Origin of the sequence: Portibacter lacus (assembly GCF_021533215.1) — a bacterium.
GTDB classification, from domain to species: domain Bacteria; phylum Bacteroidota; class Bacteroidia; order Chitinophagales; family Saprospiraceae; genus Portibacter; species Portibacter lacus.
The window spans coordinates 309,416-331,592 of sequence record NZ_JAJNKA010000003.1 but is presented as its reverse complement, the minus strand read 5'-3'; the positions used below and the strand labels follow the sequence as shown (position 1 = coordinate 331,592).

Genomic DNA, 22,177 nt, shown 5'->3' with positions numbered 1-22,177 from the left:
TAGAAATATAAATGATTTTTCTGAGAACAATTGCAAATGAATTGTATTTCTATCTTTGGAATTATAAATGAATATATGCATACAACAGAACAACTAAAGGAAAAATTTAACCAATACTTACTTCAGAATTCATTCACTGGAAAACCTGAGAATTTATATGAGCCAGTGAATTATATCATGAATTTAGGTGGGAAAAGAATTAGACCGATTCTGGTTATGATGGCTTGTGAGATGTATGGGGAATCACCGGAGAAAGCTTTAGATGCGGCATTATCATTAGAAATATTCCATAATTTCACATTGGTTCATGATGATATAATGGATGAGGCAGAAACGCGTAGAGGCGAGATGACGATTCATAAGAAATATAATCAGAACATCGCGATTTTAGCTGGAGACACGATGTTGATTCAGGCATACAAATTACTGGGAAATTACGATGATCCTGAATTGCAAGTTGCTCTTTTTAAAATATTTAGTGAGTTGGCTACGCAATTGTGTGAAGGTCAGCAAATGGATATGAACTTTGAGACGACTGATGATGTTACGATAGATGAGTATTTGAATATGATCGTACTGAAAACTGGGGTTTTAATAGCCGGTGCGTTAAAGATGGGTGCATTAATCGGAGGAGCAAATGCTGAGGAAAGCCAAAAAATTTATAATTTTGGGAAGAATATTGGAATAGCGTTTCAATTGCAGGATGACCTCTTAGATACCTTTGGAACGTTTGAAAAAGTAGGAAAAAAGATAGGTGGTGATATCGTTCAAAATAAAAAAACTTATCTTTACCTCAAAGCAATAGAACTTTCTGACTCAAAAGGGCAAGAGGAAATAAAAAAGATCTATTCTAATAAAACTTCATTAACCGAAAACGAAAAAATTAATAAGGTGATTAAACTTTTTAAGAGTTTAGTTGTCGAAGAGTATGCGAGACAGTTAAGAGACGCTTACCTGGATTTGTCATATGCCCATTTAGATTCTATATCTATTCCTGATGAAAGGAAGGTAGAATTGAGAAATTTAGGACAGCAATTAGTAAATAGAGACTATTAGATGAATAAGCCTGATGCACTTATAGCCTTAGCATTTCCGGAGGAATTTGTATCTATGATTCCTGCATGGTATAAAAAACCATTGGAATGGATAGGAATGATTAATAATGATATGGTTTGCGCTGGACATGCTGCATTAGCCATTGTTCATGGAGATTCAGGAGAGATAGAATATGCGGATTTCGGAAGGTATATCACACCATTTGGTAAAGGAAGAACGAGAACAGTTTTAACAGATCCTGAATGTAAAATTGACATCAAAGCAGAATTTACTGCTGATGGAAAGATAAAGAATGAGGAAGAAATTCTACTCTATCTAGAAGCTCATCCAGAAAAAACGCACGGAGCAGGTAAGATGTATGCTTCATTCTGTTATAATATCGATTATAATAAAGCGAAATCTTTTATTAAGGATATAAATTTAAAAGGATCAGTTATTTACGATCCATTTAAGAAAGATGCATCTAATTGTGCACGGTTCGTTTATGATACCTTTAAGGCTGGAATTCGCTCTAAAAGAAGAAGAGCGAAATTGAAATTGTGGAACCAAGTGACACCATCTCCTTTAGGGATCGTATTTAATGGCACAGACCAAAAGAGGGTATATAGTGTATTAGATGGAAATTTAGAACATTACGAGGGCTCTAAATTCACGTCTGTTATCAAGCATTTGTTTTTGAAACCTGATCCAAATGATATTACCACATTTAAGAAAGTGGATCTTGATGATAGCCATCACTGGCTAGATGGAGTAGGGGCGAGTGGCTGGTTCAAGCTATCTAAGCCAAATGGAAAATACATATTCGAAAGAAGATTTCCAGATGGTCGCAAAATATTCGAAGAAGAGTTTTACTCAGAAAGCGAGCACTTCGATATTGAAAAGCCATTTGAATTAATACATGATTGTAATGCCTTATGGTGTACAGCAAAGCAAGATGGAATTATTTTTAAGTTGTACAATTACAATTATAAGGAGCTGGCTTAGAAGATTATTTTGCCATTCCACCATTGTTTTTCGATGGTTGCACCTTCTCTTTCGTAGAATCTAGTTGCATTAGTATTCCAGTCCAGTACTTGCCATTTTACCATTTTAGCGCCTTGATTTTTGGATTCTTGAATCCATGCATCCCATAACTTTTTTCCGATACCCATGTTTCTATAATCTGGATGGACTACAAAGTCTTCTAGATACATCATTTTACCTTTCCATGTAGAAAAGCTCATGTAGAATAATGTCATCCCTACAATACTGCCGTCTTTATCTGCAACGATGGCCTGGAATGTGCCTTCTTCAAAGCATTTTTTATAGTATGCAACATCGACGGTTACAGCGTCAGGCTCCTTTTCGAAAATAGCTAACTCTAAAACCAAATTGTGAATTCCTTCTATATCTCCACTTTGAGCACTTCTGTATATAATCTCTGACATTTATCAAATATGAGTTGATTAGTGTTTTATCAAAGCTTAGAAAACTTACCTATTGCTTTGATATTTCCATTCTGATCCACTAACCTAAGGAAATAAATTCCGTTATTCAAATGATGCACATTGATAAATAACGTGTCTTGTGCAGATGATATAGATTTTTCCATCACCTTCTGGCCTATGGTATTCATGATAGCAATCGAGTATCCGCTATTTTCAACGTGACCAATTAAGTTCTTTATGAAAATATGGTCGTCAACTGGATTTGGATAGATTTTCAAATCTGGAAATGATGAATTGAATACAGAAGATGTGATACTAGAAAACTGCAGTGTATTGCTCCAGTCGCCACATCCACCCACGTATTCAGAACATACTCTTACATAATAGGCTCCCTTATCAGGGAAATCAAATGTGTAATTTCTTTTGTACTGAGAAAAAGCAGAATCGAGCACAACTTGCTCAAATGCTTCGTCCATTGCGATGTTTAACTTATATCCTGAAGCCAAATCAGATTTGGTCCATGATATTTCAACTTCATCTTCTCCAAACTCTGCCATGTCTTGCGGTGTAACAAACATAGGAGCATCAGGAATGTCCGTAGTGGTTTTAAAGCCTGAGCCGTCTGACCATTGACCTTTCCCAGCCTCATTAAGTCCACGAACTCTGACATAGTAATCCGTCCATTTATTGAGTTGATCCGATACATATGGTAGTTCAGCAGCATTTATGCTTCCTTCTTGTGAAATAGCATTAAACATAGAATCTGTAGCTATCTGGACATCATACGATGTTGCTTCATCTAGCATTTCCCACTGTATTTCGGCAAGAAGTGGAACGTGAATTTCTCCATCTATAGGTGAGGTAATTCTAGATGCAATAGGAAAGCCTGTGAAAAAGTCATCTATTTGACTTGGTTCACAGCCTTTTCCATTACATGCTAAAACTCTCCAGAAATAAGTTTGGTTACCTTCTAACATTATATCCTCAACTATAATAAAGGTATCCTGAATTAATCCTGAATTAAACAAATCTGTAGAAAAAGTCTCATCTTCAGAAATGGATACGATATATCCTGATGAATTCTTAGCATACTTCCAAGTTAATTTTTGGTAGCTGGAAACTTCATCTCCCTCAAATGAAACAATTTCAGGTTTTTCAACTGTTGGTATTGTCAATGGGCTGAATTCTCCATTTATTTTGCCATATTGATTAATTGAGCTGATTTTGAATTGCTCAGTTATTGTATCAAATGGTAGTTTGACATTTTGACTATATGAAACACGCTTAATGGTAGTTTCATTATTAGCATCAAGTCCTTCTATTAGATATCGGTCCTCTTTCTCCGATGTCCAGAAAACACTTGATGTCGCATCTAATTCGAATCTATCTAATTTGAGACCACTTGGTTTCGATGGTGAAGGCGAATTACCAAATTCCGGCCAGATAGATAAGTTATTAAATACTTGTATGGAAAGTAGTTCTGCAAGCATCTCTACTTCCTCTAAATTTGAATTTGAAAAGAAAATCATTCCATTATCTTTTGTGTTTGCACGTAGATATTGAATTTGATTTATAATCTCATTTAATTCCCAGCCATCAGCACTACTAGAAGGTGGCTGCGAATTGCTTAATCGATATGTTGCAAGCGAAGGGAAGAATTGTACATCATACTTGTTACATTCTGCTTCCCACCAATCATTCAGGGTATGGAAGTCTTGACCACCACCTATCTGCCAATATAATTGAGGCGATAAATAATCGACACTTCCACTTTCCATCCATGCAAGTGGATCACAGTAAATAGCATTGTAGTTGTCTCTACCTGATATTCCAGCAGGCAACGTCGTGTTATGTGCTGCAGCTGCTGAAGGATCTGTAGAATAAATCCCTGCTGGGCTTACTCCAAATCTTAAATATGGTTTAATCGTTTTGATCGTATCATGAACAGAAGCAATCATCTGATTTACAGATGCTCTTCTGAAATCACGAATGGATAAACCATTTCCATGAGTTGTGAAAGCTTCTTGGTCTTCAAGAATAATATCCGATGGATAGAAATAATCATCGAAGCAAATGCCATCTAAATCATACTTGCCAACGATATCCCCGACGATATGCTTGATATAATCAGTTACCTCTGGCAATCCAGGATTGAAATAGGTTTTTCCTCCTACATCTAAGATCCACTCTGGATTAGAGCTAGCATAATCTCCAGGGAGACCAGCATAATCTCCGGCAGATATTTCGAATCGATAAGGATTTAACCATGCATGCAATTCGATTCCGTGTTTATGAGCCTCTGAAATAGCATATGCTAAAGGATCATATCCAGGATCTTTTCCTCTTGTACCTGTTAACCATTCAGACCAAGGCTCGTATGCTGACTGGTATAATGCATCAGCATTCGGTCTGATCTGAAGTAAGATAGCATTCATCTTCGTTGAAACTGCTCTTTCTACAACCGCTTGAAATTCTTGCTTTTGAGCTTCTACATCATTTTTAGTAGAAGGCCAGTCAATATTGTAAACTGTAGTAAGCCACGATGCTCTAAATTCCTCTCCAGGAATTTGAGCATGGCTTACCACATTAATTATTGACACAAAAAAGAATATGAATACTATCTTCAAAACTTAAATTATTTTATCTGTTTTCTTTATCTATAGCAACTCCGTAAGGAATAAACCCTTGAATATAAAATTCTGGTGCTTCGCTTTGATCTAACTTATATCTCTTGATTCCTGAACTGCTTCCATCTCCTATTACAGAACCGCTATCATCTATATCTGATGCATCTCTGAATGGGTAGTAGATGTATCCATTCTGCGTATCCATAACCATGTCGGTGATATATGTTCTTTCTGCAGCTCCACCTTCAGTGGAGAAGTTAGATAACTCATCTATTAAAGTGATATTTTCTCCATTCATGTCAGAAACATATAATCCAGGAGTAAAACCACCACTTTCGATATTTAATGCGAAGTAAATTTTAAGATTTTCAAGGTCAACATCGAAAGATCTGATTTTAATACTTGCTAGTCCATCTATCTTAGTTTTATAAGATCCGTCTTTGTTATATACGTATAACCCTTTTCCAGACCCGTGCTTGCTATACCAGATGTCGCCGTCTATAATTTTCACATCACCATCTGTCCATCCATAAGTAGATGATTCTCCTATATCGGCAGCTAAAAGTGCAATGGATACAGCAGGATATTCTGCATTTTCAGAAACAATAGGTAATGTTCTAATGCCTTCGAATCTATTCAACCAGTAAAGGTTTCCTTCTTCATCAACGTCACAAGAGAAAGGATCTCTTACATATGCATTACCACCTTCATCAGTAGTCGTAATGACCTTCATGTTCTGTCCTTGCAAATTAGACTTAATGATTCTTCCGTCTGAAGGTGTTCCCCAAGCAGCATATTGCAGATTCGCTCCTGCTTCAGTCACTACAACTGTATTCTCATGAATTGCAACTCCAAGTGGGTGGAAGCCTAATGATAAATCAGTAACTTCTGGTTCTGAGTTCGCCACTACGAATAATTTCTTAGTCCACAACTTGTCTGTTGCTGCATCCGTAAAATATAAAGTTGGCGCAAGCTCACCTTTCACCTCTATTTCTCTTGTCACTGTTAACTCTTCCTGAGTATCATTTACTACCAAGGTTACTGTAAATACACCTGGCTTTTCGAAGGTTACTGTTGGCTCTTTCTGTGTAGAAGTCTGCCCGTCACCAAAATCCCAGTTGTACGTAATATCATTCTCTTTTCCAGGGTATGCATATACCGTAGTAGAGAAAGTTACAGGCTCTTGAAATTTAATTGCTGGAACATTGAAAGTAATGTTCGGCTGCGGCTTAAGAACAGTAAAATTAATGGTCTGAGAATTTTCAGTTCCATCAGCAGATGTAGTTAATGTAGCAGAATAAGATCCCGGTTCACCATAGTAAACACCATCTGGCTCTATTCCTATGAACTCTTCTTGATCTGTAACTTGGTTATTTTCGATTAGTTTTCCGTTAGGAAATGACCACTGGTATGAATCTACATTTTTAGATGCATTATTAAAGTAAACTACAGACGGAGCTGTAAGTGTATCTTCATTTCCGATCTTGAAAAATGTAGTAGGCGAACCGAATGTTAAGTCATTTTCTTCTTTGCTACAGCTAATAATGACAACCGTCATCAGGATAACCAAAGCAAAAAGATTGAATATATTATTTTTAGTGTACTTCATTTTGATTAGTTTAAAATGTCAAAAGTTGATTCATCTTCCACTTCAATTCCATCTTGATTCGTTACAACAGATTTTATTGTTAGGGTTGATTCATCTATTAATTCAGCTTTCGATAAAAATGATTTTAAAACATCTATCGTTAAAAATGCTTCTAGTGCACTCTGACCGTCAGAGTTTATCGCACCAGTTAATTTGCCATCTCCATCTTTTTCAAAATAAGCACTATCTATAGTTGGATTTAATGCGATAAATTGATAAGCATCTATAGAAGCCTTTAAGTCTGCTACAGCTCTACTGATCATATCGTCCGATAGTCCATCGATTGCTTCACCATCTTCCAGATCTCTTACTGTATATTCATCAGAAATAATGTATGGCTTTCTAACTACGTATGCATTTTCTTCAGTTCTATAAAAAGTGTCCAGCGTAATGCCATTATTCTCTACAAGTAGTAACTCCATATCAGGATAGAATAAGGTATCAAGTACTTCTCCGTAAGAAAATGTTGCGGTTTTGTCTAACGTATCAATTTTATAATCAAGAGACCAATCTAGATCAAAGGTCGTTGCTTTGAAACCTGATTGTGTAACTGATAATTTCGAAATGTCATCATTGACAGCCCAGAAAATAGAAGATATCGTTACGGTATCAGCTGGTCTACTATCTGGAATACTTGATAATGTTAAAAAAGGATAATCATTTCCGGTTAGCTCTCCTTGTTCTCCTAAGACATCTGTCTTTTCACAGCTCATCGCCATAATTCCAAGAATGCTAAGTATTATAAATTTTTTCATTTTTTTTATTTTTTACAAGGTTGAATTTGCAGCCCACCAAACTTTATTTACAAGCCACATTGGGTCTTTTGCATTTAGACGTTCGATCTCGTTCGGATTATAAATGTATTCTGTCTGTGGATCATATGGTAATCGCTGAATGTATTCGCCATTGTATATTTCTAAGGCATTTTCAGGATATGATAATGATTCATATACATCAGGATTGTACTTATACCTTCTCATATCTACCCATGTTTCAGGTTGTAAGTACAAGGCAATAAACTTCTGCATCATAATGTCTGAAATGGTAAGGTCATCTGCAGATTTAGCAACTGCGTCAGAATTCAGATATAGATCTATTGTATCTAAAGTAACTTCTAGTCTATAAAAGTTGTTTTTGATACCTTCTATATATGCATTATAAGCTCTGTCTTTATCGTTTGTGTAAAATGCTGCTTCAGCTTCGATAAAGTTTAGCTCTTCTTGAGTCATCCAGATGATAGGTGAATCATCTCTAGTCCAATAGCCATCATACAGGTTAGCGAAATCATTCTGTGATAAACCGCTAAGCCCGCTGCTTGCTGGAATAGAGAAGTACTCACCATTTGTTCCGGGTGATGTTAATTTTGTCAATCTTGGATCAAGATCTCCTCCTAATTTCATAGCATTCATGAAAAGATCAGTTGAAACACTTGAACTTAAAGAGTTCGTTACAAAATCCCACTGTGGTCTAGCTTTAGCAGGTCCCCACATATTTCTCTCCCAATCATTAACAGGATCTTCTGGATATAAATAAGTAGGATCTTCCCAGTTCTCATAAGCAAGGTCTATTTCTGATAATACGACATCATATGAATTTTGGAAATTAGCAGTATGTAAGGTCATTCTAGCTTTTATGCCATGAATAAAACTTACCCAAGCGTTTAAATCTCCTTGATAAATTCGGTCACTAGAAGCATTCAATATTCTATCTGTCTCGTCTGACTTTTCAAGATGAACTAACGCCTGATCTAACCACTTTCCTATCTCTGAATAGACCATTTCTTGTGGATCATAGGAAGGATTGTAAATTCCAGAAAATGCATCATCTACTGGCATATCTCCGAAAATGTCTGTAGTAGTCAAAAATGAAAATGCTTTCATGGTTAATCCTACTCCAGCATAATTGTTCGACTCCTCTTCTTCAGCTATTTGAACCATTTTATCTGCATTTCCTGCAACATCAAAATAGTTCTTTCTCCAAAGACCAACTCGAAGTGTATTACGATAATCCCATCTATCTTTCTGAGTAGATCCTCCAGAAATCGTAGTTACATATTGTGTAAAGTACGATATCGTCTCTCCTTGTTCATAGTGTGTTGCTGCCATGTTTCCCTGAATTGCAGGTAGCAGATAATTTGGGGACGTTGTTTCTGGAGTATCAACTGATTCATTGATATCTAAGAAATTATCACATGATATTATTGATATCATTGCGAATAGGATCGCTAATAAATTTAATTTTTTCATGTTTTAAAATTTAATATTTACACCTAATGAAACTCCTCTTCTTGCAGGTACTTGGTAGTAATCTACTCCCATTGTACCAGCACCACTTGCTCCACCACCGTTAGGTCCAGCATTGTTAACTTGAGGATCTCCACCAGAATAATTAGAAAATAGAGCTAGATTAGACAAATTAAGATTGAAAGCTAATTCACTAATGTTTACTTTTTGTAACAATTCAGTAGGTAGGTAGTATGATAACTCTACATTTCGAAGTCTTAACCAGTCTACAGTTTCTACGAAATTACTTCCAACAACACCATATGTACCTGTAAAGAAGTTTCTATCTAGAAGAACTGGAGTTGTATTTTGTGTATAAGCACCATTTTCTCCTTCTACTACACCATCAAAAATGAATTCACTTCTTCTGTAATCTTCCGTCATGGTATGTAGTCCTCTTTGTACTAAACCAGCACCTGTTGCATTTAGGATATCTGCTCCTAAAGCACCATCTAATTGGAAAGAGAATTCGAAATCACGTCCGATAGTAAATGTATTCACTAAGCCGTACCATACATTAGGTTCTCTGTTACCAATGTATTTTTTCTCTGAATCTACGATAGGGTAACCTTCATCATCTATGATAACTTGCCCATCGTCTGTTCTCATGTAGTCTGTTCCGATGATACTAAATAAAGGCTCACCTAATCTAGAACTAGCAATTGCAATAGAAGAAACTTGACCATATGTTACTGGAAATTCAACTAAATCACCAAACAACTTAGTAAGCTTAGATCTGTTTCCAAATGCGTTCATCGAGATTTTCCATGAGAATGCTTCTTTTTCAATCGGAATAAGATTTAATGAAAATTCCATTCCCTTATTTTCTACAGAACCACTATTTACCGTTTGTAGTATTGCTCCTGTAACTGGAGTTACTCTAGGCGTAATGATCTGATCATTACTTTCTCTACTGTAGTAAGTTGCATCTAACCCGATTCGTCCCTGGAAGAATCTTAAGTCTACTCCAACTTCTAACTCTTTAGTTATCTCTGGTCTAAGCGCTGGGTTTCCAGCAAATGCTCCATTTTTCCATCCACCATCTGGACCTAGGTATTGTTCTAATACCTGTGTTAGTTTGTGTGGAGGTGCATCTTTACCAACTTCAGAGTAAGAAGCTCTTAGTTTACCAAAAGATAAGTATTTCTGAGCAGTAGTAGGTAGTAATTCAGAGAAGATGAATCCAGCACTATATGATGGATAGAAGAAAGATCTGTTCGCCTCCGGTAATGTAGAAGACCAGTCATTTCTAATGGTTAATCCAAGAATTAACGTTCTCATATAGTCAAGTTTCACATCTGCGAAAGCACCTATTACTCTTCTTCGTCCTGTATACTGACTATTCTGAATATCTTTTAAATTGTTGATACTATGTAAATCAGGGTTTCTGAATTGCGTACCACTTACGATTGTTTGTTCTGCAAAGTCAGATTGTATATTATTACCAAGGACAAGGTTTAAGTTGAAGTTGTCATAAAATGAATAATCCATGATCCCTAATAAGGTAGATGTCCATTTTACACTATTTCTGTCGAATTCTGTAATTGCACCTTCATACGCAGATCCTGATGAACCCCACTGACTAACTGATTTATAGTGTTGGTTGTAGAAATCTCTACCCACTCTATAATCTAACTTGAACCAGTTTGTTACATCATAAGTTAAATGAATATTTCCTAGAACTCTGTTCATTTCATCATTCCTTACCTTATTGTATGCTGTCCACCAAGGATTATCTGGAACAGTAGATAGGTCACCTGAAATCGGTGTATATAGATTTCTTTCAGAACCATCTGGATTAAGATATTCTGACATATTGTCCCATCTTGGCCAGCCGTACACTGTAGATAACCAACCACCAGAAGCACCTACTATACCGTAGTTGTTATTCGTGTAGATGCTATTAATAGTTGTTTCAATTTTAAATTTATCCGATAACTCAGAACCTAATTTGATAAGAACAGATCTTTTCGTGTAATCTGTATTAGGCACGATACCTATATCTGTCAAATTAGATCCAGACATATAGTATGTTAAAGCGTCTGTTCCACCACTTAAGTTTAAGTCAGCTTTAAAAGTACTTCCTGTTTGGAAAAAGTCTTCTACGTTATTATAAATTTCATCACTTTTTCTGTACTGAGGTCCCCAGTGAGAAAATGTTGCTTCATTAAATGTTCCACTATAACCTGTTGTAAAGTGATTCTGTTGTTCATGAAGATTTGTAACTTCAGATAAACCGTAGTAACTATTAAATCCTACCTTAACTTTACCTTTAGAACCACTTTTTGTTGTGATTATAATGGCACCATTGGCAGCATCGATCCCGTAAAGAGCAGCTGCAGAAGCACCTTTCAGTACGGAAATAGATTCCACATCATTCGGATTAATATCAGATGCTCTGTTCATTGTTCCAGAAGCACTCGCATTAGATATCGCAATTCCATCTACTACAAATAAAGGTTGATTATTTCCATCTACAGATGTTGCACCTCTTAATATAATTTCAGTAGACGCACCTGGTGCACCTGAAGTAGATGAAATCTGAACTCCAGAAACTTTACCTTCTAAAGCACCAATAATATCTTCACGACCACCTCTTACAATATCTTGTGCTTGGATCGCCTGAACATTAGATGTAAGTAATTTTTCATCCTTTTCTATACCCATGGCAGTTACAACTACTTCTTGTAATACAGAAGAACTTGTTTCCATTTGTATGTCCAGGATACTCTGAGTTCCTACAGACATCTCCTTTGTTTGGTAACCCAAGTAAGAGAAGACTAAGATAGCAGCCTCGTTTTCTACAGATATAGCGTAAGTGCCATCAAGATCTGTGGTAACACCATTCGATGGAACACCCTTTTCATAGACATTTACACCAATTAAAGGAATGTTTTCTTCGTCATAAACCTTACCAGTTATGTCAAGTTTGACAGCCGCGATTACTGTTTTTTCTTCAGTAATTACTTCGGACATTTTCTCTACAGAATGATTTTTCGAGATCACATATAACTTCTGACTTACTTTTCGAAGTGATGTGTTTTTATCTACGAATATCTCATTAATGGCGATATCTAGATTTGCATCAGTTACTGTCATTTCTTTCTTAAGGTTCCTTCCCTTAAGTAAAGCTGATTCATAAGTAAACCTGATATTAAACTCATTTTCAAGTTGCTTAACAACTTTATTCATGGGTTGTCCTTTAACCAAAATTACTTGAGTCTCTTGCGTTTGCTTAGCGTCTAGAGACGAATTTGCTGTTAAGAGCGAAAAAGTCAGTAAAAAACTGAGCGAAAGACATAATAGCCTTCGACTTTTAATGTGAAGTTTTATCATAATAAATAATTTTTCATATTGAGTTTATTGGATAGTGATTGTTGATTCATTTTTATATTTAAGTTTTTTATCTATTAGTATTTCAAGTACGATTAAGGCTTCTTCAAGATTTGATGTTGGGATAACTCCATTTATTTTCTTGTCTAGTAAAGCCTGCGATTTATTTTCAAAATTTATATTAAACTGACGCTCTACATCAGAGAATATTTTACTTAAAGGCTGAGATTCGTATTCGAAAAATCCAGTTTTCCAGCTTGAATTAATCCGAGTATTTTTCATTGTTTGATGTGTCATATTACCAGAAGGATCAATTTTTACAGCTTCTCCAGGAAGGATGTTGACATTTTTACTATCTAGACCTTCTTGGCCATATTCAAGATTTACATGGCCTTCATCTAGCGATAGTTCTAGGCCAGAAGCAGTATTAATAAGATCGAACTTAGTTCCAAGTACGGTGACCTTAGAATTATTTGTTTTGATAATAAATTGATTATCAGTATTTATTGCTTTCGTTACTTCGAAGTAGCCTTGACCTTCTAACTCTACAATTCTTTGTTGAGTTGCAGAAAACCCTGCATGAACTAATAATTTAGAATTCCCGTTCAGTACGACCAATGTGGAATCAGGTAAGGTGATATTCTTTATTTCAGCAGAAGCGGTATAGTATTCTACGGAATTAGATATTTCTTCTTGCTCTACATTGGTGTATAATTGGTAAGAAATCGTAATAAATGCTGCAAGGATAATAACGCAAGCACTGACTTTAGCGATATTATATAATCGAAACCTCTTCGTAGGTCGATGCAGTTGTTTTATGGGAGTAGCTTTAGTCTTTAATTTAAATTCATCCCAGTTTTGATCTACCTCTTGATCAGATTTTTCTAAGTCACCATATATAGAATTCATTTCAGCGATGATTTCTCGGGCATTATAGAGAACGTCAAGATTTTCTGGATTCGATGAGATGTAATTCTCCCAGAACTGAGGATTTTTATTAGTTAGAACAAAATCTTTGAAATCAGAATTGCTCAGAAAATCCTTTAGTTTAAAATTGTGAATTGCTAGGTTTTTCAATTTGTTTAGTTTGTTAGTTGTATAATAATGATGTGTTTAGGTGGTGTTAAACTATTTACTTTTGCTGGTTTCAAGTTCTACAGTATAATGTATGTGAAACTGTAACCTAAGAATTTTATTTTTTTTCAATTTCTTTTAAAACCATTCTAAATTTTATTTAAATGATCGGGAATACTTTCTTGAAACTTAAAATCAATTTGTTACTTTTATCCCAAGTTAAATAGCAAGTCTTGAGTATTTCTCTCAGGATTAGATGTATAATTTGACGTTGAACACGAATATAATTGGGCGTTGGACAATAAATTAGAAATATCATCTTTAGGGAAACTTTTGCTAGATCACAGCAAAGGGCAGGCTGCTGCATTTGAACAATTTTACAAAATTATGTTCAATGAGCTGCGTGTATATGGAGCACATTTCGAAAGTCCAGAGCATAACTTAGAAGATTATATCCAAAGTTTTTTATTAAATGTTTATTCCTCTCCAGAACCTTTCCTTAATAAAGATCATACACTTGCTTATATATTAAAGTGCTTCAGGAATTTCATCTTTAAAGAGCAGGAAAAAGAATCCGCAAAAGATGTAAAAGTTGAATTGGATCAGATTGTTGAAAACAATTATTATAAGATCCAGGCAGCTGGAGAAAAAAAGTCTTTGGTTCAGTTTTGTAATTCAATGCTTTCAGAGTTAGGACCGAAAGAGAGGGAGTTAATTTATCTGAAGTATTATAAAGGGATGAAATCGGTAGAGATTGCGAAGATACTAGGAATGAATAGGCAGGTTGTGCGGAATCTGATTTATAGAGCTACGCAGAAGTTGCGAAAAAGCCATGAGCACAATGAGCAAATTAGATCTTCTTTCGAAATGATATTTAATGGTATTGTTATCCTGATTTGGTTTTTCATATAGTATATAATACGAACTAATCTTTTCTTCAAAATTTACTGGGTCTTAGGAATGGATTATATCCGATTGTAGATATATAGATTTTTTTGATATAGATAAATTTTCAATGTCTAATGTATTTGTATTTAAACCGTGTTGCGGATAATTGAAGTTTTTATTTAGAGTAATTTTGCATTTTTTAGTAGGAATGATTGGCTTCATAGATTTTTATTTTCAAAATTAAATTCCGCATAATACATTATTACTTCCCATAAATATTAAAATTAGGCATTTTAATGTCCTTAATTGTAAGCACAGAGGTGTTTTGTGTGAATTTGCTGGACGGATTTGATGAAAATGTGAAAAACCTTTTTGGTTTAACAGAAAATAAGTCGTACATTTGCATTCGCTTTTGAGGATAGGTGTCTCAAGTTGGGTCGAAAGACCTTATTTTCAAAGGGTTTTACAAAGATTTAACATAAATAAAATGTTTTAAATATATGCCTACTATTAATCAACTGGTAAGAAAGGGTAGAAAAAAGGTTGTTACGAAAAGTAAATCAAGAGCTTTGGATAGATGCCCTCAGAAAAGAGGAGTGTGTACTAGAGTTTATACAACTACGCCTAAGAAACCTAACTCTGCACTAAGAAAAGTTGCTAAGGTTAGATTAACTAACGGAATTGAGGTGATTTCTTACATACCAGGAGAGGGCCACAATTTGCAAGAGCACAGTATTGTTTTGATACAAGGTGGAAGGGTAAAAGATCTCCCAGGGGTTCGATATAGAATTGTGCGTGGAGCATTAGATACAGCAGGTGTAAATGGAAGGCTTCAAAGTAGAAGTAAATACGGAACAAAAAGACCTAAAAAATAATCTTTCATGAGAAAAAGAAGACCGAAACTAAGGGTAATAGCTCCAGATCCACGATTTGGAGATCAGGAGGTGACTAAGTTTATTAATAACTTGATGTTGTCCGGTAAAAAGAATGTTGCAATAGGTGTTTTTTATGAAGCAATGGACTTAATTGCTGAAAAAACAGGTGAAGATCCACATGAAGTTTGGGCGAAAGCATTAGTAAATGCTACTCCTCAAGTAGAAGTAAGAAGTAGAAGAATAGGAGGGGCGACTTTCCAGATTCCTACGGAAATTCCTGCTAAGAGAAAAACTTCGATTGGAATGAAATGGTTGATTAGATTTTCAAGAGAAAGAAACGGTAAAGGAATTGCTGACAAGCTAGCTAATGAATTAATGGCTGCAAGTAAAGGCGAGGGCGCTGCTGTGAAGAGAAAAGAAGATACACATAGAATGGCCGAGTCAAACAGGGCGTTCGCACACTTTAGAGTATAATAAAAAAAATAAAATGTCAAAGGATCTAAAATTCACTAGAAATATTGGTATCGCTGCACACATTGATGCAGGAAAAACCACTACTACTGAGAGAGTTCTATATTATACAGGAATGAGCCACAAGATAGGTGAGGTGCATGATGGTGCCGCAACTATGGATTGGATGGAACAAGAGCAAGAAAGAGGTATTACAATTACTTCTGCTGCAACTAAAACGAATTGGAACTGGAAAGGCCAGGACTATCCGATGAATATCATTGATACTCCGGGTCACGTAGATTTCACTGTTGAAGTAAATAGATCTTTAAGAGTTTTAGATGGACTTGTGTTTTTATTCTGCGCAGTTTCTGGTGTTGAGCCTCAATCTGAGACAAACTGGAGATTAGCTGATAATTATAAAGTTCCTAGAATTGGATTCGTAAATAAAATGGACCGTTCTGGAGCAAATTTCTTTTCTGTTGTAAACGACGTTAAAGAGAAATTAGGATCAGAAGCTATTCCTTTACAAGTTCCAATAGGAGCTGAAGAAACGTTTAAAGGAGTTGTTGACTTGATTACAAACAAAGCAATTGTTTGGAATGATAGTGACATGGGTATGACTTATGAAGAAATTCCTATTCCGGAAGATCTTAAAGATACCGTATTAGAGTGGAGAGAGAAATTATTAGAAGCAGTTGCTGAATATGATGAAGGACTTATGGAAAAGTTCTTTGAAGATCAGGATTCGATTACTGAGCAAGAAATGATTAATGCCGTTCGTGGTGCAGTATTGGATAACAAGTTTGTTCCAATGATGTGTGGTTCTGCATTCAAAAATAAAGGAGTTCAAGCGGTTCTAGATGCAGTTTGTGCATTCTTACCTTCTCCTTTAGATGTAGATGCAGTAACAGGAATGCACCCAGATACTGAAGAGCCTATCGTAAGAAGACCTTCTGTTGATGAGCCATTTACAGCTTTAGCATTTAAAATTGCAACTGACCCTTTTGTTGGTCGTCTTGCATTCTTTAGAGTATATTCTGGCGCATTAGATGCTGGGTCATATATATATAATTCAAGATCTGGAAAGAAAGAAAGAATTTCTAGATTATATCAAATGCACTCTAATAAGCAAAATCCTATTGATAGGGTAGAAGCGGGAGATATTGCAGCAGGTGTAGGATTTAAAGATCTTAGAACTGGTGATACTTTGTGTGCTGAAGGAAGTCCTATTGTACTAGAAAGTATGAAGTTTCCAGATCCAGTAATCGGAGTAGCAGTAGAACCGAAGAGTCAGAAAGACATGGATAAATTGGGAATGGCTTTAGCAAAACTTGCTGAAGAGGATCCAACATTCAAAGTTCGATTTGATCCTGATACTAATCAAACAGTGATTAGCGGTATGGGAGAGTTACACCTTGAGATTATTGTTGATAGGTTGAGAAGAGAGTTTGGTGTAGAATGTAACCAAGGTGCTCCTCAAGTTAACTACAAAGAGGCGTTAACTATTACTGTAGATCACAGAGAACGTCTTAAGAAACAATCAGGTGGATCAGGTTTATTTGCAGATATGCAATTTGAATTAGGACCAGCAGATGAAGAGTTTTTAGAGTCTGATGATTTCAAGAGCGGAAAAGAGAAGTTACAATTTATCAATAAGATAGTAGGAGGTAAGATTCCGAAAGAATTCTTCCCATCTATCGTTAAAGGTTTTACAGCCATGATGGATAATGGAATTGTAGCAGGATATGGTATTGATAGTATGAAAGTTACTGTGTATGATGGTTCTACTCACGCAGTGGATAGTAAGCCTATTGCATTTGAACTTTGTGCTAAGGAAGGTTTTAGAGCAGCTGCTGCTAAAACTAAGCCGGTTCTTCTTGAGCCAATCATGAAATTAGAGATCACTACTCCAGAAGAGTATACAGGGTCTGTAATTGGTGACCTTAACAGAAGAAGAGGATTACCTAAAGGACAAGAACAAAAGTCTGGAGGAGCAGTACAAGTGTCTGCAGACGTGCCTTTATCTGAAATGTTTGGATATGTAACTCAGCTGAGAACGATAACATCAGGAAGAGCAAGTAGCTCGATGGAATTCTCACATTATGCTGCTGCACCGAAGAGTGTTGCAGAAGTTGTGATCGCTGAATCAAAAGGTGAAGTAAAAGTTTAAGAAAATATTGTGGCATTCAGATAAATTACTATCTTTGTGCCACTTTTTAAAATAATAATATAATTACTAGGTAATGAATCAAAAAATCAGGATTAAACTTCGTTCGTATGACCATAACTTGGTTGATAAATCAACGGAGAAAATCGTGAAGACAGTCCGAAATAGTGGTGCTGTCATTACGGGTCCGATTCCGCTGCCAACAGAGAAAGAAATATTTACGGTATTGCGTTCCCCGCATGTCAATAAGAAATCTCGTGAGCAGTTCCAATTGCGTACCCACAAAAGATTAATCGAGATTTATACTCCGACGCAGAAAACCGTAGATGCTCTATCAAAGTTAGAGCTTCCATCCGGAGTAGATATTCAGGTTAAGTTGACATAATTTTCAAATAATTTTCAAAAATATGTTCAAAGTTTAGTGATAGACTTTGTATGCTTTTTGGTCATAATAAAATAGTATATCGTGGACGGTATCATAGGTAAAAAGGTCGGTATGACCAGCATCTTCTCTGCAGAAGGGAAAAATGTTGCTTGTACGGTTATAGAAGTAACACCTAATGTTGTAACTCAGGTTAAATCTGAAGATACAGATGGATATAACGCTCTTCAAATAGGAGCGGGTGAAGCTAAAGAAAAGAATACCTCAAATCAATTGATTGGGCATTTCTCAAAAGCAAACACTACTCCTAAGAGGAAGGTGGTTGAGTTAAGAGACGCTACATTTGATAAGGCTTTGGGTGATACTATTAGTATTGATGAGGTTTTCGCTGTAGGAGACAAAGTTAGCGCTGTTGGTATTACTAAGGGTAAGGGTTTTCAAGGTGTTGTTAAAAGACACAACTTCCGAGGTGTAGGTGATAAAACTCACGGTCAGCACAACAGACTTAGAGCACCAGGATCGATTGGAGCAGCTTCTTATCCTGCTAAAGTTTTCAAAGGAATGAAAATGGCCGGTAGAATGGGTGGTAAAAGAATTAAAATTGCGAATTTGGAAGTAGTTAAGTTATTTCCTGAGCAGAATTTATTAGTTATTAAAGGTGCAGTTCCTGGTCATAAAGGAGCATACCTTGTTATAGAAAAATAATTGCAATGAAGATTGATGTTCTTAATATAGAAGGTAAAGCTACAGGGAGATCTGTAGATCTTCCAGATGAAATTTTCGGAATTGAACCGAATAATCATGCCGTTTATCTTGCAGTTAAAGCTTATCATGCAGCTCAAAGACAAGGAACGCACAAAGCAAAAGAGAAAGGTGAAATCACTGGATCTACAAGAAAGATTAAAAGACAGAAGGGAACAGGTACTGCAAGAGCAGGTTCAATAAAAAGTGGTCTTTTCAGAGGAGGAGGGAGAATGTTTGGTCCTAGAGCTGATAGAAATTATAACCTGAAACTTAATAAGAAAGTAAAGCAATTAGCGAAAGCTTCAGCTTTATCTACTAAAGCAAGTGCAGGTAGTATCATAGTAGTTGAGGATTTTACTTTTGATAATCCAAAGACAAGTAACTACGTAGGTGTTCTTAATAAGTTAAGTTCAGCTGATAAGAAGTCACTTTTGATCCTAAATGATTATGATAACAATTTGCTTTTATCTAGCAGAAACATAAAGAAAGCTTCTGTTGTAAATGCAAAAGATTTAAATACTTTTCAGATTTTGAATGCGCAATCAATCATTTTATCTGAAAGTGCAATTGAAAAAATGCAAGCATCATTTGCTTAATAGTTTAAAAAGAGTAAAATGTCAAAGAATATTTTAATAAAACCAATCATCTCGGAAAAAGCAGAAATGCTTTCGGATGTTTCGAATCAATATAGTTTTATTGTTAATCAAAAAGCTAATAAAATTGAAGTTCGGAAAGCGATCGAGGAGCTTTATAGTGTAAATGTAGCTTCTGTAAATACGATGGTTATGCCTGCAAAAGCTAAGAATAGAAATACGAGGAGCGGTTTGATTAAAGGTAGAGTTTCTTCTTACAAAAAAGCGATCGTAACGCTTGCTGAAGGTGAAGAAATTGATTTTTACGGTGATATTTAATTAAGCATTAGAATAAAATTATTTAACAATGCCAGTAAAGAAGTATAGTCCAGTAACACCAGGAACAAGATTCAGAGTCGGTTTAGATTATAGCGGAGTATCTGAGAATAATCCTGAAAAGAGCTTGACTGCTAAATTGTCGAAATCAGGTGGTAGAAACCACGATGGTAAGATGACAATGAGACAGATGGGTGGAGGACACAAGAGAAAATATAGAATTATAGATTTTAAAAGAGACAAGGAAGGAATTCCTGGTAAAGTTAAATCTATAGAGTATGATCCGAATAGAACTGCATTTATAGCACTTATTGTTTATGCTGATGGTGAAAAAAGATATATCGTAGCGCCTAACAAATTAGAAGTTGGTGATAAGATTATGTCTGGTGTAGATGCAACTCCTGATGTTGGAAATTCTATGTACTTAGATAAAATTCCTTTAGGTTCTACCATTCATGCAATCGAATTAACTCCAGGTAGAGGTGCTGCTTTAGCAAGATCTGCTGGGACTTACGGTGTGTTGATGGGGAGAGAAGGAAAATATGCTTCTGTGAAGTTACCTTCTGGTGAAGTTAGAAGAATTCTAATTACATGTAAAGCAACTATCGGAACAACTTCGAATCCTGATCATAGTTTACAGGTATTAGGAAAAGCTGGTAGAAAGAGATGGTTAGGTAGAAGACCTAGAGTTAGAGGTGTAGCGATGAATCCAGTGGATCACCCTATGGGAGGTGGAGAAGGTAAATCTTCTGGAGGTCACCCACGTTCTAGAACTGGTATTATGGCTAAAGGTCAGAAAACTAGAAATCCTAAAAAAGCTTCATCTAAGCTTATTATTACAAAAAGAAAGAAAAAAAATTAATCTAGCATGGCTCGTTCATTAAAAAAAGGTCCATACGTTTTTCACAAGCTTTTGGATAAATTAACCAAAGCAAAGGAATCAAGTAAAAAAACAGTAATTAAAACCTGGTCAAGATCATCAATGATTATTCCTGACATGGTAGGTGAAACGATTGCAGTTCATAATGGGAAAACCTTTATTCCTGTTTTCGTTACAGAAAATATGGTAGGTCATAAACTAGGTGAATTTTCTCCAACCAGAAGTTTTAGAGGACATTCTGGAAATAGAAAATAATAATTGATTAAGAGTTTAAATAAAGATAAAATGGAAGCAGTTGCAAAATTGAGGAATTGTCCGATGTCAGCTCGAAAAATGAGATTGGTTGTAGATCTTATTCGTGGCAAATCAGTTGATGATGCCCTTAATATCCTGAAGTATACAAAAAAGGAAGCAGCAGTTTGGGTTGAGAAACTATTGTTATCAGCTATATCTAACTGGGAGAATAAAAATGATATGACTTACAGTGCGGACGAATATGATCTGTACGTGAAGACTATCTTTTCAGATGAAGGAACAATGTTGAAAAGGTTTAGACCTGCTCCTCATGGAAGAGCTCATAGAATCAGAAAAAGAACTAATCATGTAACGTTAGTAGTGCAAAATAGAATTGCAATCGAAGCGTTAGATGCTGCAGAAATAACTCAAGAATAATAATAAATCAAGCAATAAATGGGTCAAAAGACAAATCCAATAGGCAACAGATTAGGGATCATCAGAGGATGGGATTCTAATTGGTATGGAGGACATTCATTTGGAGATAATCTAATTTCAGATTTTAAAATTAGAACTTACTTGAATGCAAGAATTCACAAAGGAGGAATTGCAAGAATTATTATCGAGAGAACATTAAAGAGAATTACGGTTACTATTCACACTTCTAGACCAGGAATTATCATTGGTAAAGGTGGTTCGGAAGTTGATAGAATCAAAGAGGAGCTAAAGAATCTTACAAGTAAGGATGTTCAGATCAATATTATCGAGATCAGAAAACCTGAATTAGATGCAACAATTGTTGCTGAGTCTATTGCTAAGCAAATTCAAGGTAGAATTAATTACAGAAGAGCTATTAAAATGGCTATTCAATCTACTATGAGAGCTGGAGCAGAAGGAATCAAAGTTAGGATTTCTGGTAGATTGAACGGAGCTGAGATGGCAAGATCTGAAGAGTATAAAGATGGAAGAACTCCATTGCATACTTTTAGAGCTGATATCGACTACTCACTGAATGAAGCACTTACAGTATACGGGAAAATTGGTATCAAAGTGTGGATTTGTAAAGGAGAGGTTCTTGGAAAAAGAGATCTTTCGCCTAATGTGGGAGTTGACAAGAAGAAATCAGGAGGAAAAAGAAGAGGTAGAAATAACAGGTAATTAAAATTAAAGTTGTACTTTTGCACCGCTTTTGGAGAAAA

General features: G+C 35.7%; 21 protein-coding genes. 14 read left to right on the top strand and 7 right to left on the bottom strand.

What is annotated here, in order from left to right; all coding sequences use genetic code 11:
* Window positions 1-75 precede the first annotated feature (75 nt).
* Together L2586_RS06530 and L2586_RS06525 are read left to right on the top strand one after the other, a co-directional pair.
* Complete coding sequence (locus tag L2586_RS06530; protein ID WP_235291994.1) at window positions 76-1,056, top strand: polyprenyl synthetase family protein; 981 nt, start codon at window positions 76-78, stop codon at window positions 1,054-1,056.
* The gene (locus L2586_RS06525; protein ID WP_235291993.1) at window positions 1,057-2,040 is read left to right on the top strand and encodes a DUF6695 family protein; all 984 of its coding nucleotides are present in this window, start codon (window positions 1,057-1,059) and stop codon (window positions 2,038-2,040) included.
* On the opposite strand, the gene L2586_RS06520 is transcribed toward L2586_RS06525, so the two are convergent.
* The 7 genes from L2586_RS06520 to L2586_RS06490 are packed head-to-tail and all read right to left on the bottom strand — an operon-like array spanning window position 2,037 to window position 13,450.
* Window positions 2,037-2,483 (bottom strand): GNAT family N-acetyltransferase, encoded by a 447-nt coding sequence (locus tag L2586_RS06520; protein WP_235291992.1) that lies wholly within the window; start codon window positions 2,481-2,483, stop codon window positions 2,037-2,039. The genes L2586_RS06525 and L2586_RS06520 overlap by 4 nt on opposite strands.
* A 29-nt stretch (window positions 2,484-2,512) precedes the next feature.
* Window positions 2,513-5,083: a family 10 glycosylhydrolase gene (locus L2586_RS06515; protein ID WP_235291991.1), complete on the bottom strand. Its 2,571-nt coding sequence runs from the start codon at window positions 5,081-5,083 to the stop codon at window positions 2,513-2,515.
* Between the two features lie 40 nt (window positions 5,084-5,123).
* Window positions 5,124-6,719 carry a PKD domain-containing protein gene (locus tag L2586_RS06510; RefSeq protein WP_235291990.1) on the bottom strand — a complete coding sequence of 532 codons (1,596 nt, stop codon included), beginning with the start codon at window positions 6,717-6,719 and terminating at the stop codon, window positions 5,124-5,126.
* Window positions 6,720-6,724: 5 nt separating this feature from the next.
* Window positions 6,725-7,513, bottom strand: coding sequence for a hypothetical protein (locus L2586_RS06505; RefSeq protein WP_235291989.1), 789 nt, complete (start codon window positions 7,511-7,513; stop codon window positions 6,725-6,727).
* 12 nt (window positions 7,514-7,525) lie between these two features.
* The gene (locus L2586_RS06500) at window positions 7,526-9,004 is read right to left on the bottom strand and encodes a SusD/RagB family nutrient-binding outer membrane lipoprotein (RefSeq protein ID WP_235291988.1); all 1,479 of its coding nucleotides are present in this window, start codon (window positions 9,002-9,004) and stop codon (window positions 7,526-7,528) included.
* 3 nt (window positions 9,005-9,007) lie between these two features.
* Window positions 9,008-12,376 (bottom strand): SusC/RagA family TonB-linked outer membrane protein, encoded by a 3,369-nt coding sequence (locus L2586_RS06495; protein WP_235291987.1) that lies wholly within the window; start codon window positions 12,374-12,376, stop codon window positions 9,008-9,010.
* A 24-nt stretch (window positions 12,377-12,400) separates the two neighbouring features.
* Window positions 12,401-13,450, bottom strand: coding sequence for a FecR family protein (locus L2586_RS06490; protein ID WP_235291986.1), 1,050 nt, complete (start codon window positions 13,448-13,450; stop codon window positions 12,401-12,403).
* Between the two features lie 291 nt (window positions 13,451-13,741).
* Between L2586_RS06490 and L2586_RS06485 the strand changes: the two genes are divergently transcribed.
* From L2586_RS06485 to rpsC, 12 genes are all read left to right on the top strand, one after another.
* Window positions 13,742-14,359, top strand: coding sequence for an RNA polymerase sigma factor (locus L2586_RS06485; RefSeq protein WP_235291985.1), 618 nt, complete (start codon window positions 13,742-13,744; stop codon window positions 14,357-14,359).
* A 476-nt stretch (window positions 14,360-14,835) separates the two neighbouring features.
* The gene (gene rpsL, locus L2586_RS06480) at window positions 14,836-15,210 is read left to right on the top strand and encodes a 30S ribosomal protein S12 (RefSeq protein ID WP_235291984.1); all 375 of its coding nucleotides are present in this window, start codon (window positions 14,836-14,838) and stop codon (window positions 15,208-15,210) included.
* 6 nt (window positions 15,211-15,216) lie between these two features.
* A complete protein-coding gene (gene rpsG, locus L2586_RS06475; protein WP_235291983.1) occupies window positions 15,217-15,684 on the top strand; it encodes a 30S ribosomal protein S7 in 468 nt (155 codons plus the stop codon).
* Window positions 15,685-15,697: 13 nt separating this feature from the next.
* Window positions 15,698-17,833, top strand: coding sequence for an elongation factor G (gene fusA / locus L2586_RS06470; protein ID WP_235291982.1), 2,136 nt, complete (start codon window positions 15,698-15,700; stop codon window positions 17,831-17,833).
* A gap of 73 nt (window positions 17,834-17,906) precedes the next feature.
* Window positions 17,907-18,215, top strand: coding sequence for a 30S ribosomal protein S10 (gene rpsJ / locus L2586_RS06465; RefSeq protein WP_235291981.1), 309 nt, complete (start codon window positions 17,907-17,909; stop codon window positions 18,213-18,215).
* Between the two features lie 81 nt (window positions 18,216-18,296).
* Window positions 18,297-18,917, top strand: coding sequence for a 50S ribosomal protein L3 (gene rplC / locus L2586_RS06460; RefSeq protein ID WP_235291980.1), 621 nt, complete (start codon window positions 18,297-18,299; stop codon window positions 18,915-18,917).
* A 5-nt stretch (window positions 18,918-18,922) separates the two neighbouring features.
* Complete coding sequence (rplD, locus tag L2586_RS06455; protein WP_235291979.1) at window positions 18,923-19,552, top strand: 50S ribosomal protein L4; 630 nt, start codon at window positions 18,923-18,925, stop codon at window positions 19,550-19,552.
* A gap of 18 nt (window positions 19,553-19,570) precedes the next feature.
* The gene (gene rplW / locus L2586_RS06450; RefSeq protein WP_235291978.1) at window positions 19,571-19,867 is read left to right on the top strand and encodes a 50S ribosomal protein L23; all 297 of its coding nucleotides are present in this window, start codon (window positions 19,571-19,573) and stop codon (window positions 19,865-19,867) included.
* A 28-nt stretch (window positions 19,868-19,895) separates the two neighbouring features.
* The gene (gene rplB / locus L2586_RS06445; RefSeq protein WP_235291977.1) at window positions 19,896-20,726 is read left to right on the top strand and encodes a 50S ribosomal protein L2; all 831 of its coding nucleotides are present in this window, start codon (window positions 19,896-19,898) and stop codon (window positions 20,724-20,726) included.
* 6 nt (window positions 20,727-20,732) lie between these two features.
* Window positions 20,733-20,999: a 30S ribosomal protein S19 gene (gene rpsS / locus L2586_RS06440; RefSeq protein WP_235291976.1), complete on the top strand. Its 267-nt coding sequence runs from the start codon at window positions 20,733-20,735 to the stop codon at window positions 20,997-20,999.
* 30 nt (window positions 21,000-21,029) lie between these two features.
* Entirely contained in the window at window positions 21,030-21,416 is a 387-nt protein-coding gene (gene rplV, locus L2586_RS06435) for a 50S ribosomal protein L22 (protein ID WP_235291975.1), read from the top strand.
* An 18-nt stretch (window positions 21,417-21,434) separates the two neighbouring features.
* Complete coding sequence (gene rpsC / locus L2586_RS06430; protein WP_235291974.1) at window positions 21,435-22,136, top strand: 30S ribosomal protein S3; 702 nt, start codon at window positions 21,435-21,437, stop codon at window positions 22,134-22,136.
* Window positions 22,137-22,177 lie beyond the last annotated feature (41 nt).